Genomic DNA, 13,344 nt, shown 5'->3' on the forward strand with positions numbered 1-13,344 from the left:
AGGCACGCCGCCAGCGTTCGTCCTGAGCCAGGATCAAACTCTCCAATAAGGTTTTTTCGAGCGGCTACTTCACCCGAATCGCTTCGAGAAAATAACCATTCGAAAATTTATCGAATAAGCTGATAGCTCATTTTGAAACTGACGAGAATAAATTCTCATTTGTGGAATCACTTTTATTGAAACCAATAAGGTGAATTCCGATACTCACTCGTTGTTCAGTTTTCAAAGATCAACATCGTTGCGTTCGATCAATTTCTCATCAGCAGCAACTCTTATAATATATCACACTGCTGAGCTCGATGCAAGCTTTTTTTGAAATGTTTTATTCAAGCATTTCGTATTCAAACTTTCAAGCGCTCCAACAACGCTTACTTATAATACCCCACATCGCACCCAAAAAGCAACCCCCAAATAAAAAAAGAAAACCCGCTTAATATTTAAGCAGGTTATCCTTCAGAAATGATCTTATATTAATAGTACTTGGCAGCTGTATATTTACTGGCCACTTTAGCATAGCTGGCCGTCTTACCGCCCTTACCCAGACCTGCGTCTACTGTAGTATCAATGGTTACCCACTTGCCGTCCAGCAGGACTTCATTCCAGGCATGATACGTATTCACGTAGCTGGTATTCCCCATAACAAGCTTCGTCGGAATTCCTTCGCTGCGCAGCATCGTTGCGAACAAAGAAGCGTAATCGTAGCAGATACCTTTCTTGGTTGCGAGCGTCGTGTTGTTGTTCGGAATATAATCGCTGGCCACATTAGCAGCCAAGGTGTAATCATATTTAATATTGGAAACAATGTAGTTATAGATAGCTTCAACTTTCGCCTTATCTGTAGTCAAGCCTTTGGTCAGCTGATCGGCCTTCGATACAGCCTTATCGGAAGAGCTCCAGCTTACATTCTGTACCGAGCTCAGGTACACGTCATTAGCGTTGTTCATGCTGAGATTTACGGTCTCGGAAGTAACCAATTTGTATTTATTACCGCCAGTGTTCTCCAGCACGGAGACCTTATATGCACCATTGCCTTGCTGCAGCGGGAAGCTTTCTGTCTTCTTGGAGGCAAAGAGGTTGTAAGTGTAGCTGCTATCGCCCTTAGTGATCATTACTTTAATACGCTTGTCCTTCGGAACTTCATAAGAAACCGAAACAATGCCTTGACCTAACTTCGATGTATTGAGCCAATCCGTCGCAGCGTGAGCTGTACCAGCTTGAAGCGACGAAGTAACGACGATAAACAGTGTAGCGAGCATTAAATAAAATTTCTTCATGGATAAAACCCCTTTCGGTAGCTGGCTGCCATCCATGACGGGAAGGCCCTGTAGCTTTGCGTCCCTACCTTTCGGTAGGTTTGCCGTTATCGTGCAAGCTTTATCTATCTTGCTAGTCTGAGAGACGGTCCAACAGTAAAAGAACAAACAAAAAAAGCCTCTTCATTCGGTAGCTGGCTGCCATCCATGACGGGGAAGGCCCTGTAGCTTTGCGTCCCTACCTTTCGATAGGTTTGCCGTTTATCGTGTTTAGCTTTGATAGATATATAGTATCATAGATAGGCATAGTTTCAAGGCCTAAATCGTCGGATTTAGGCCTTTTTTCTTGCATTTTATTAAAAATTTTAAATATGCTCACAGTTATTTGTCGATTATCAACAGTTTAGCGGGTCAGCTTAGCATGAATAATCAGGCGGTGCGTCGGATTGACCAGCGGATCACACGTAATCAGGGTAAGAATCCGGTCCTTATCATTGCCGTTCAGCACGGATACATCCGTCGGTTCCACAATAGAAATATCATATACCTCGTAATCAAACTGGCCTTCCGCAGTCTTCACGCTGACCGTATCTCCCGCCTTAACCTCGTCCAGCCTGTTAAAAAGCCGGCCCGCCGTTCGGGAACGGTGTGCAGCAATGGCTGCATTCCCGATTTCACCGATTGGCGCCGTTTCCTTCATATGGGCTGCCGCATGCTTCATGTTGGCTTTGGTCGCCCCTTCGAGAATCGGCAGCTTCACATCAATCGTCTCTATGGAAATGATACCAATGACACTTCCCCCAAGCTCTACCTCGCGGTTATCCGCGCTTCCGGAAGCCGGCGAGGATTCCTCTGCCGCCGCTTCCTCGGCCAGCAGCTCCGTTACCTCGGCATAGGGCTTGGCCAGTTCAGACTCCGTGTTAGAGCCTGGAGCAACGGCACTGTATGATGCTTCGGCTTCCGCCAGCAGCTTCTCCTGCTGCCGGTCATTATACCACTCGCTTGCTTTGGGATAGAGCATGACAAGCACACCGGCCAATATAATCAAATAAGCGAACTTGCGCATAGCCTCTGCCTCCGTTCAGAACACCCATTTGCGGCTGCCGATGAAATTAATGACAACCGTAATTCCTGTAACCAGTACCTTGGCCACCAGCACCTGCAGGCCAAGCATACCGGTAAACAGATCAATCAAGATCACCGAAATCCCCAATACAGCCAAATTCAAAATAATGAATTTAAGCAGTTGTATCCGGTCAAAGCCATCACGGGCATCCCGGGCAGGGTCTTTAAACGTCACTTTTTTATTCCAGAAAAAGCTATTGGCCGTACCGGCACTGTAGGAAAGAATCTGCGCGGGCGTATTCATCATTCCAAGTGCATGCAGCAGGGTAAACACAGCAAAATCAATCAGCGTATTGAGCAGCCCTACCGCATTGAATTTCAGAAACTGCACAAATCCGGACCGCCGCCCGTTGCCGTTATCCGGCATCATTCCGTACCCCTTGCTTGCTCTTGCCCATCACTATGATCTCCATTCCGGTATCCCTTCACTTCACGTACGATATACAAAGGTCGGTCCTTCGACTCATCATAGATCCGCCCGATATACTCGCCGATGACCCCGAGCAGCATCAGGGTGATGCCGTTAAAGAGAAGATTGATGCCCACAATCGAGGTCCAGCCGGGATAATTCCAGGAAGTGAAGAACTTTTGGAATACAACCAGGAACAGGTACAGAAAGCTGAAGAAGCTCAGAAAGAACCCTACGTAGGTAGCAATCTTCAGCGGCTTATGCGAAAAAGAGGTGATGCCGTCCAGGGCAAACCGGATCATTTTTTTCAAAGGATACTTGGTTTCGCCGGCGAAGCGCTCCTCACGCACATATTCCACGCTTGTCTGGCGGAAGCCGACCCAGCTCACCAGGCCCCGGACATAGCGGTTCTTCTCCTTAAGCCCGCGCAGCACATCGCATACCTTGCGGTCGATCAGCCGGAAATCTCCGGTATCGGTCGGTATATCGACACTGGTCATACTGCGGAGGATGCGGTAAAAGAGCTTGGCGGTCGTTTTCTTGAACAATGTCTCTCCGTGCCGCTTCAGACGTTTGGCATAGACTACTTCATACCCCTGCTTCCATTTGGCGATCATCTGGAGAATCACCTCCGGCGGATCCTGCAGGTCGGCATCGATGACAACCACCGCGTCGCCTTCGGCATAATCCATTCCGGCGCTAATCGCCACCTGATGCCCGAAATTACGGGAGAAATCCACCAGTTTGACATGCGCGTCGGCTTCGCAGATCTCCCGTATAATCTCCGCCGTCCGGTCGCGGCTTCCGTCGTTGACGAACACCAGCTCATACGTGTCGCCACATTCATCCATCACGCTCCGGAGCCGCTGATACGTATGCCGGATGACTTCCTCCTCATTGAACATAGGGACCACTACACTGTATCTGGCTTTCACCCTTGGTTCCTCCTAATTTCAGCAGTTCCCTTAGAATACCCAGGATGGGAACCAGCGTAAGATATCTGTAACATAGCTCCGGTTAACCTCCATGCCCGAGAGCACAGGGTAGAACATAATAAACAGAATGGCAGCCGCAGCCACATAAGCGTAGCGGACATATCGCGCCTCGGCGAATCTGTCCTCCAGCAGCTTCATGATATATACAATAGCAAGAATCATAAACGGCACCATGGCAAAATAATGGTAAAGGAATGTCTCACGCGGCACCAGCATCCATGGCACATACTGCGAGAAGAAGCCGATCCACAGCATGTACAGGCTCTTCTCCTTGCGCTTGACCGTAAACCATACCGCTGCCAGCATCGCAAAGATTCCCGTCCACCAGATCAGCGGATTGCCGATGGTGACAATGCTGCTGACCCGTCCGTCCGGCAGACCTTCGCCACCGCTGTAGAACCAGACCGGGCGTTTCATAAACGGCCACTCCCACCACTGGGAAGAGAACGGATGAGTCGCCACAAGCTGGCTGTGGTAGTTGTACATATTTTTCTGGGCGTCAATCAGTCCCTTAAAGGTATAGCCTTCAGCTGTAACCGACAGTACCGGAATGAAGGACAAGGCATAGATAACCGCCGGGATGATGACAAAAAAACCTACGCAGCTGGCCAAAGTAATGATGGTTTTTCTCCAGAATGTGCGGTCCGTCTTTCGCAGCTGGACTTTGAGCTCGTTGTCCTCCTGCTTGGCTTCAGCCAGCACACGCCCGGCTGCCTTATATTCTCTGTAGCGCTCAAACAATGACAGGAACAGCATAATTGCTAGCCCGGCGCCGCCATACAGCACGATCCACTTGGAGGCAACGCCGATACCGAAGAACAGCCCCGACCAGAAGAGCGGCAGCAGCGTCCGGCGCAGCGGCTCACGGTAGAAATTCATAGTGCAGTAACGCTGCATGAAATAGAACATTAACATAATGAAGAATACGCCGTATACATCAATGGTTGCAATCCGCGTCTGGGTAAAGTGCATGAAATCCAGGGCGAACAGCCCCGCTGCAAGAGCAGCATACAGCGTCTTATGGAACAGCCGCTTGCTCATAAGGTAGATCAGCGGCAGCATGGCAACGCCGAACAGCGTACCGATAATGCGCCAGCCGAACGGATTGACTCCGAACAGCTCCATACCGACCGAGATCAGCAGCTTCCCGAGCGGCGGATGGGTATTCTCATAAGGAACGATGCCATGCGTGTATTCATAAGCGGTCCGGGCATGGTATATCTCATCGAAATAAGTGCTGTTCATGAAGGCGGAATATTCCGGGATGAGCGCCTGCTCGTCGAACAGATGGGCGGGCTCACCTTCTGTAGGCGTTCCGGCTACTGGCGTTACAGCAGCTACAGGAAGCGGCGTCCGTGCTCCGCCCTGCTCATAAAACGCCATCTCGTGCAGAATGAACCCCGGCGATTCCACCGTCACTTTGACGTATCTTGCCGGTACGTTTAGCTGCTGGCTTTTCCAGATAAGAACGTTGCCGACTTCTTCGTTCACATCAAGCGGGCTGTTCCAGGCATCCGGGGTCTGGCCGAATTCCAGCTTGAACTTGCCGGTGCCGACGCCTCCGAATATATTTACCCGCTCCAGCTGTCTGTTCTGCCCCAGATCGACAACAAAGCTGTCGCCGGCTGCGGCAGGACGCCACAGCGTCTCCGGTGATTTCGCCGTCCCGAGATTCGTTAAGGCCAGCGCCGTGTATATGGCGGTAATCGCCAGCATGAGAATCCAGTCCTTACGGGTCAGCAGCCGGCTCTTGGTTGTACCGGCGCCGGCATCCGGCTGGCGCAGCTCTTCGGCCAGCCGCACATCGGCGGCATACCGCTCCTCTGGCGTAAGCGGCTGCGGAAGCTGCTTTACATCGCCGCGGATATATACCGCCAGGCCGATATACAGCATGTAGCCCAGCAGCGCCAGGTTGGCAATGGAAGTGACCAGCACAATGCCGTCGGAAGGCGGATTGCTGCCGGTGTTCAGGAAGGCCAGTGTATAGCCAACATTGATATACTGGGTGATGCTGAAGCCAAGGAACAGGGTCAGGAACCGGCGGTCCTTGCTCTCGATAAAAGCAAACAGCGCCAGAGCCAGTGCCGGGTACATGTAGCGCTCATGCATTTTGGTGCCGAGCACAAACATGATCACAATCAGGATCATTCCGATAAAATAGGATTTGGACAGGTCCTTTCCGTCCTTCTTGAACGAAAAATGCGCGGCTGTCGCAACGGCAAACAGTATTACAATAAATCCCCACGTCCGGTAAGGTATGCCGAGGAACATCATGTCCAGCGAGGACCATAGCGGATCCGTCAGGGCATAGAGATTAAAGGCATTCACTGTAGAATACGGATAGGAAGACAGCGTACTGCGGTAAAGATCGATGAGTCCGCCAAGCCCGCCGTTGTTCCAGAAAAACGGTGTAGCCAGCACAATAAAGATTCCCAGCCCATACAAAGCGCCTACGGCGAGCTGCTTCCAGGCCCGCGCATGGTAAAAGGCAAACAGCAGCACAGGCGTAAAGATAAACGCCTGCGGCTTGATAATGGCCGCCAGGGCAAAGAAGACCGCCGCCCGGACGAAGGCTTTGTCTACGACTCCGGCAATGCTCAGCAGGAGGAACACGACAAAGAACGAATCGGCCTGCCCCCAGGCTGCGGAGTCCATCAGCACAGCGGGGTTAAACAGGAACAGCAGCGAAAGGCCAAGCGCCAGGCCGGAGCCGAGCTTCTTGCGGCCGAGCCGGTAGATAAGGTATCCCAGCACCAGATCGGACACGATGGCCGGCAGCTTGAAGAGCAGCGTCTCTCCGCCGGAACCGTGGGCGAAGCCGAACATATTCTTGATCAGGGTTAGTAAGTACAGTATGTACAAGTACCCCGGCGGGTAATCGGCGAAATACCCCTCCTCGTAAAACTTGCCCGGACCGAGATCCGCCATGCGCTGTCCCCAGGCAATAAAGGTATTCATGTCGTTCTGGAAGCCCTGAGCAGTTAGACCGATCCAGATCCGCAGAATAAAAGCCGCCCCGAAAATAACGTACAGCCAGCGGGTATAAACGGCTTCTTCCTGCTTCAGCAGCCGGTTGCTGCGGAAAGCCTGGTTGTACATCAGCGCAAAGAACGCGCTGAAGAGCGCCGAGAAGGCCAGCAGCTTGGCCGGGGACACTTTATGCGGAGCGGCTGCGGAATCACCGCTGCCGCCGGCGGCTGTTGCTTCCAGGGATATGGCGCTCACGCCTTCAGGGAGCGCATCCGCCCGTTCCACGGACAAGTCGTCGAAATAGGCTTTTCCTTGGATCAGATTGGAATAGCCGCCGAGCGCTGCACCGATGCCGACCTCCTTCTGTTCCTGGCCGGTCTGGCCGTAGAACTCCAGGTACTGCCAGTCTCCGCCCGTGTCAGCCACGGCGGGATAGCCTCCGCCAATGCCTACGGGAAAGATATTTGCGCCAAGCCCGCCGCCGGCGGTGCTGGCGACTTTAATGTAGCCGGAGATTTTGTAGTAACTGCCCGGCTCGACAGCAAGGGTCTGAACCCACTTCAAATGGTTCGGTTCCAGATTCTCAATCACCGCCGCCTTGCTTCCGGAATGAACCTCCTCGGACTGGACGGACAATAGGCCAGAGCCCTCACCGGGAATCCATTCATCCTTCGTCCAGCCCAGCGGCACGCCGCTTTCCCCTTCCTCGAATCCGGGATTCTGCAGCAAATTGCCGTCGGCAAATACGCTTGCCGCAGGAAGTATGAACAATAACAGCATAATGGCGAAGACAGTGAACCTGTGTGTTTTTTTGATCATTGTTCCAACCTCACCTCGTCAATGTTAATCCAGCCGTTGCCGCCGGTTATATAAATCTCCGCCTGCTCACCCTCTTTCAGGGCGACTGCAGGCAGATCATTCGGGTGATATGTCTCCCCCGCAGCAAGTTCCATTTCCGCCAGCGTCACGCCGCCTGCACGAATTCCCAGCTTGCCTCCGGCAGCAGCAGCACTGGCAATAACGCTTATGCGGTACTCTCCTGATGCGGCCGGCGTGAACACCTGCGCAACGCGTTTGTCCCCGCCGGGATCCAGATAAGCCAGCCCCGTGCCGCTATAAGGATTGTTGGCGGCCACTCCCGTACCGGCCGTGAAGCTCCAGCCTGAAGTTCCTTCTTCGAATCCTCCGTTCACAAATCCTCCGGGCTCAGCGGAGACGCTGCCGCCGCTTGCTCCGCTATCCTCTCCGCTCAGCAGGACGCTGTAGCGGGCGAACTGTTTAATCGAATATTCCCCTTGAACGGCAGGAAGCGGATCGTTGTTGCCAAACACATACGCGCTGCCGGAAGGAACCGTCTGCAGACGGCCGAAGCGGTACCGCCCGAAGGAGGATACCTGCTGGAAAGCGCCGCCGGGGTTGGCATAAACCACGGTATCCAGGAAGTCGGCGGGATCTATTCTTTCATAAAAAAGCACGTAGATATAAGGCATGTTGATCTCGTCGGTAACGTAAACCTCTCCGGAGCTATGCCCGGAGGCATAGGAAATGGCTTCTCCGGCAGATTCATAGAAGGCCGGGCCGATCTCCTGCGGAAGCTCGCGGAAATACGCATTCGCGAACATGCCGAACATGACCGCGAAGGCCGATGACGCTAAGATGCCTGCGAACCGGATCCGGCGCCACAGCCACATGCAGCCTGCGGCAATCAGCAGCAGCAGCGGGAAGAAAATAATATTCATGCGGTTAATATTCACATCTGTAATGAAAGCCATCAGTACGGCGGCAAGCAGCCAGAGCAGCACCAGCGCCTGGCCTTCTCCCCCGCTTGCGCGCTTCCGGGAAGCTGCAAGCATGACAAACAATCCGATAGCAGCCACGGGCAATCCAAGCGGATACGCATACCCGTAGTCCGGAAGCGTATTCCACAGCAAACCGTCGCTTCCGGTGTACATCATCTCCGTAAATACGCGGAAATGATTCCAGGCCGTCTTCAGCATGTCCCCGCCAAAGATCGAGGATACCTCTTCCACACGCGGCACCGTCAGCTTGGGAACCGACAGGAACGGAGTATGAATTCCCGCCTGTCCGTAGCGGTTAATTACTATAAATAATAATATGGGCAGAGCCGCGAGCACAAATAGCACACTGTTCCACAGCAGCATCTGCAGCTTCAGCTTCCGGCGGTACAGCAGCAGCACGGCAGCCAGCACAGCAAAGACAGGCACAAAAAAGTAGGCCGTGCCATAAGCATAAAGCGAAAGTGCCAGCAATGCGGTAAAGCCAAATGACCACTTCGGGTCTTCGCAGGAGCGTATGAGAAAATAAAAAGCGATAAGCACCACTGTCGGAAACAAATTGGATTCCAGCGCCCAGCGGGACATCATGATATGCCAAGGATTGATGGCGATGATAAACATGGCGAAGGCACCTGCGGCCTTGGATGGATACAGCCGCCGCATAATCAAATAGAAGAAAAGCATGCCGATAAGCCCCATGAAGACACTGAGCGCCCGCACGGAGAGCGGATTCAATCCGAACAGCAAAAGAAACGGTATAGATAAATAGGCGTAAAGCGCGTTTTGTCCGCTGCCCCAGGCAATCAAATGGACCGGCAGATGAACGCCGTTGCGGTCCATGCCGTAATGAAGAATGGCATAGGCATCATAACCGACCGAAGCCTCGTCCTGGTTGAGTCCCGGGGGAATGGAGCCCATATAAATGAGCCGCACGGTTGCCCCCAGCACAAACAGCAGCAGCGGCCACGGGTTGGACTTGAACGAGCGAAGGAGTCTGTTCGCATATCCAGGCAATATTGATCACCTCTTCAACAATATAATCTAAATATTGGATCAAGGAAAGAAAAAACGGCCCCTTCAATTTCTATTGAAGGAACCGTTTGACATTGCGCTGTATATAGCTGAAAGAGATCCGCTTTAGCCCTGGCTGCCGATCAGCAGATAACGCAGAACGATCAGCACGGCCAGTACCCACATCATCCAGTGGATATCATATTTCTTTTTACCGGCCAGGTTGGCCACACAAGCGAGAATAACATAAGTTACGATACCGAACGAAATACCGTTGGCGATATTATAAGTGAACGCCATAATCGTGAAGGTCAGGAAGGACGGGATGGCAACGACCATATCCTGAAAATCAATGTCGCGGATCGATTGGGCCATCAGCACGCCGACGATAATCAATGCAGCGGCGGTAGCCGAGCCCGGAATCAGGGCGACAACCGGAGCCAGGAACAGTGCAAGCAGGAAGCAGATACCTGTTGTTACGGCAGTCAGGCCTGTACGCCCGCCTTCAGCAACACCGGCTGCACTTTCCACGTATGCCGTGGTAGTGGAAGTACCCATCATTGCACCACCGGCAACCGCAATAGCATCAACGAACATCGCATTGCCGACGCGCTTCTGTCCTTCTTCCTTGTTCTTCATAATTCCTGCGCGTTCTGCGGTACCCACCAGGGTGCCGAAGGTATCAAACAATTCTACGAAAGTAAAGGTGGCAATGGCCGAGACAATACCGGTATGCATGATGCCGTCCCAGTCGAACTGCCAGAAGTTAAGCTGGGTGAAATCCGGAACCCAAGGAGTCGTCGGGTTGTTCAGCGAGCTGAAATCGACAACGCCCATCAGAATGGCTACAAGCGTCGTGCCGAGAATCCCGAACAGGATGGCCCCGCGCACTCTCAGCACCATCAGAATGGCGATCAGCAGAAGGCCGATGATAACAAGCTGCACGTTCGAGTTCTCTAGGCTGCCCATATGGATAACTGTCTCAAATGAAAGCACATCGGTCAGGGTGTTGGCCGGAATATCGCTGCCGGCTTCGACGCCGATGGTCATCAGTCCGCTGTTCTTCAGTCCGACAATGGTGATGAAGAGGCCAATACCTACTGTTATCGCATGCTTCAAGCTGTCGGGAATAGCAATCAGCAGCATTTGCCGTACTTTGGTTACGGTAAGCAGAATAAAAATCAAACCGGAGATAAAGACCGCTGTAAGGCCCATCTGCCAGGTAAACTCATGATCGGTGGAGGCCGAAGCTAAAATTACGGAAGCAAAGTATGCATTAAGCCCCATGCCCGGAGCCAGAGCTACCGGAAAGTTAATGAAGACGCCCATAGCAATTGTAAAAATACCGGCGGCCAGCGCCGTAGCCAGAAATACGGAATACCAGCCCATATCGATCCGGCCGAAGGCTGTCAGTGTGCTTGGATTGACCGACAGAATGTAAGCCATGGCCATAAAAGTCGTGATCCCGGCCATAATTTCCGTGCGGACGGTGGTTCCGTTTTCTTTGAGCTTGAAGAAGCGGTTCAAATTATTCTCCCCCTAAGGTGTGTGGTATCTGTACGCAAGCAAAAGCCGGCATCCACATGGGCACCGGCTGAAAAAAGCGTTGTCTCTTCCCTGCTCTGCAGATATCCGCAGAATCAGTCAGGACGTTGCACTTCTTTATCGTAGCCAGGCCATTACGGTGACCTCGTAGATACTTCCAGGCCAATCCCCGGAATTATACGAATGTATATGCTGCTTTGAACGCTTTTTCATTTTAGGTGTAGTTGACATGACTTGTCAATGGTAAATACGAACATTATCCGTTAGGTTTGTGATAATGTTCGTAAATCGTACAATTTTAATATATATTCTGGAATGACGGCGGGCAGAAGCCGAAACTTGGAATTATAGGATTCTCTGCATGTACATGCTCTAGAAATGCCCTGTTTGAGGAAAGTTATGCGCCGTAGGGAGGCTTTGATCATGGACGGCCGTTAAGGTGTATATCCGCAACGATTCTCTTAGGATACAGCAATACAGATCGAAATTCCCCTGCCGGGCTTGGCCGGCTCCCATGTTCCTCCCGGTCCGGTATCAAAAAAGAGCCCTCCCGGCCGCAACTTTTGCGGTCCGGGAAGACTCTCGGGTTATACAGATCGGATTTGCCGATACTCGCTGTTCAGGCAAGGCAGCAATCAAACAGGTGCAGAATAAATTACAGTACTACTCCCACTCGATGGTTGCCGGCGGCTTGGAAGTGATGTCGTACACGATGCGGTTGACATTCTCCACCTCATTGACGATGCGCACCGAGATCTTCTCCAGCACATCCCACGGGATGCGCGCCCAATCGGCGGTCATGCCGTCGATGGAGGTAACGGCGCGGATACCGACGGTGTAGGAATACGTACGTTCGTCACCCATCACGCCAACGCTCTTCATATTCGGCAGCGCGGTGAAATACTGCCAGATCTCCTGGTCGAGACCGGCCTTGGCGATCTCCTCACGCAGGATATAGTCGGAATCGCGGACGATCTGCAGCTTGTCCTCGGTCACTTCGCCCAGCACACGGATCGCGAGACCCGGACCCGGGAACGGCTGGCGCATGACGATTTCCTTCGGCAGTCCCAGTTCCTCGCCTACCTTGCGGACTTCATCCTTAAACAGGGTATTCAGCGGTTCGATCAGGCTGAACTTCATGTCTTCCGGCAGACCGCCTACATTGTGATGCGACTTGATCGTCTGGGCTGTCGCCGTACCGCTCTCCACGATATCCGTGTACAGCGTGCCCTGGGCCAGGAACGCAAAGTCACCCAGCTTGGCGGATTCTTCGTCGAAGCAGTAAATAAACTCGTTGCCGATCAGCTTGCGCTTCTGTTCCGGATCGGAGACACCGGCCAGCTTGCCCAAGAAACGGTCGCGCGCGTCGATCTTCACGACATGGATGTCGAATTTGCCGACAAAAGTCTCCATGACGCTCTCGGCCTCGCCCTTGCGCAGCAGGCCGTGGTCGATGAACATACAGGTCAGCTGGTCGCCGATCGCCTTGTGAATCAGCATGGCCACGACAGAAGAATCGACACCGCCGCTCAGTGCGCACAGCACGCTCTTGTCCCCGACCTTGCTGCGGATATCCTGCACCGCATCCTCAATGAACGATTCCATCGTCCAGTTGCCTTCACAGCCGCAAACCTCGTACAAGAAATTAGAAATCATGTCGTTCCCGTTCACCGAGTGGCGCACTTCCGGATGGAACTGCACGGCATAGAACTTCCGCTCCGCATGGCTCATCGCGGCAATCGGCGCACTCTCTGTACCCGCATCCAGCACAAAGCCGGCCGGAAGCTCCACCACGTGGTCGCCGTGGCTCATCCAGACCGTCTGTCCGCTCTCCAGGCCCTTCGCCAGAGCCGCATGCTCCAGAAAATCGACGTTGGCCTTGCCGTATTCACGCTTGTCCGCACGCTCCACCTTACCGCCCTGCTGATGGGCCATCAGCTGCATGCCGTAGCAAATGCCGAAAATAGGCAGTCCCAGATCATAAACGGCCGGGTCTACATGCGGTGCATTCTCGGCATATACGCTGCTCGGTCCGCCCGAGAATACAATTCCCTTCGGCTGCAAAGCTTTGATCTTCTCCACCGGCGTGTTGTACGGCAGCAGCTCGCTGTAGACTCCGAGATCGCGGATTCTGCGGGCGATCAGCTGGTTATATTGTCCCCCGAAATCGAGAACGACGACAATTTCATTTGGCTTGTTCATTACGTGCCTCCCTTAATTATTGGATTCATTATACTCAT

The 13,344-nt window shown here is 52.8% G+C and carries 8 protein-coding genes and 3 riboswitches; all 8 genes read right to left on the bottom strand.

Translation table 11 applies throughout. The annotated features are described in order from the left end of the window. Nucleotides 1-470: 470 nt before the first annotated feature. Nucleotides 471-1,274: a transglutaminase-like domain-containing protein gene (locus F1381_RS27135; RefSeq protein WP_151737937.1), complete on the bottom strand. Its 804-nt coding sequence runs from the start codon at nucleotides 1,272-1,274 to the stop codon at nucleotides 471-473. A 13-nt stretch (nucleotides 1,275-1,287) separates the two neighbouring features. Continuing rightward, a riboswitch (cyclic di-GMP riboswitch) is annotated at nucleotides 1,288-1,369 on the bottom strand. Nucleotides 1,370-1,439: 70 nt separating this feature from the next. After that, a riboswitch (cyclic di-GMP riboswitch) is annotated at nucleotides 1,440-1,522 on the bottom strand. 134 nt (nucleotides 1,523-1,656) lie between these two features. Beyond that, the gene (locus F1381_RS27140; protein WP_151737938.1) at nucleotides 1,657-2,319 is read right to left on the bottom strand and encodes a class D sortase; all 663 of its coding nucleotides are present in this window, start codon (nucleotides 2,317-2,319) and stop codon (nucleotides 1,657-1,659) included. A gap of 15 nt (nucleotides 2,320-2,334) precedes the next feature. Continuing rightward, nucleotides 2,335-2,748, bottom strand: coding sequence for a GtrA family protein (locus F1381_RS27145; RefSeq protein WP_246188209.1), 414 nt, complete (start codon nucleotides 2,746-2,748; stop codon nucleotides 2,335-2,337). Beyond that, nucleotides 2,745-3,722, bottom strand: a complete 978-nt coding sequence (locus tag F1381_RS27150; RefSeq protein WP_151737939.1) for a glycosyltransferase family 2 protein — start codon at nucleotides 3,720-3,722, stop codon at nucleotides 2,745-2,747. Before F1381_RS27150 ends, F1381_RS27145 begins: the two co-directional genes overlap by 4 nt. A 30-nt stretch (nucleotides 3,723-3,752) precedes the next feature. Next, complete coding sequence (locus F1381_RS27155) at nucleotides 3,753-7,571, bottom strand: phospholipid carrier-dependent glycosyltransferase (RefSeq protein ID WP_151737940.1); 3,819 nt, start codon at nucleotides 7,569-7,571, stop codon at nucleotides 3,753-3,755. Further along, nucleotides 7,568-9,562 carry a glycosyltransferase family 39 protein gene (locus F1381_RS27160; protein ID WP_151737941.1) on the bottom strand — a complete coding sequence of 665 codons (1,995 nt, stop codon included), beginning with the start codon at nucleotides 9,560-9,562 and terminating at the stop codon, nucleotides 7,568-7,570. The genes F1381_RS27155 and F1381_RS27160 overlap by 4 nt, the downstream gene beginning before the upstream one ends. A gap of 123 nt (nucleotides 9,563-9,685) precedes the next feature. Further along, entirely contained in the window at nucleotides 9,686-11,086 is a 1,401-nt protein-coding gene (locus F1381_RS27165) for an NCS2 family permease (protein ID WP_151737942.1), read from the bottom strand. Between the two features lie 121 nt (nucleotides 11,087-11,207). Continuing rightward, nucleotides 11,208-11,307: riboswitch (purine riboswitch) on the bottom strand. 460 nt (nucleotides 11,308-11,767) lie between these two features. Beyond that, the gene (guaA, locus tag F1381_RS27170; protein ID WP_151737943.1) at nucleotides 11,768-13,306 is read right to left on the bottom strand and encodes a glutamine-hydrolyzing GMP synthase; all 1,539 of its coding nucleotides are present in this window, start codon (nucleotides 13,304-13,306) and stop codon (nucleotides 11,768-11,770) included. Between the last annotated feature and the right edge of the window lie 38 nt (nucleotides 13,307-13,344).

The sequence above is a fragment of the Paenibacillus tengchongensis genome, from assembly GCF_008973665.1.
GTDB lineage: Bacteria > Bacillota > Bacilli > Paenibacillales > Paenibacillaceae > Paenibacillus_AQ > Paenibacillus_AQ tengchongensis.

Coding starts and splice junctions, on each gene's coding strand:
- F1381_RS27135 (WP_151737937.1), bottom strand. CDS start 1,274: ATGAAGAAATTTTATTTAATGCTCGCTACACTGTTTATCGTCGTTACT.
- F1381_RS27140 (WP_151737938.1), bottom strand. CDS start 2,319: ATGCGCAAGTTCGCTTATTTGATTATATTGGCCGGTGTGCTTGTCATG.
- F1381_RS27145 (WP_246188209.1), bottom strand. CDS start 2,748: ATGATGCCGGATAACGGCAACGGGCGGCGGTCCGGATTTGTGCAGTTT.
- F1381_RS27155 (WP_151737940.1), bottom strand. CDS start 7,571: ATGATCAAAAAAACACACAGGTTCACTGTCTTCGCCATTATGCTGTTA.
- guaA (WP_151737943.1), bottom strand. CDS start 13,306: ATGAACAAGCCAAATGAAATTGTCGTCGTTCTCGATTTCGGGGGACAA.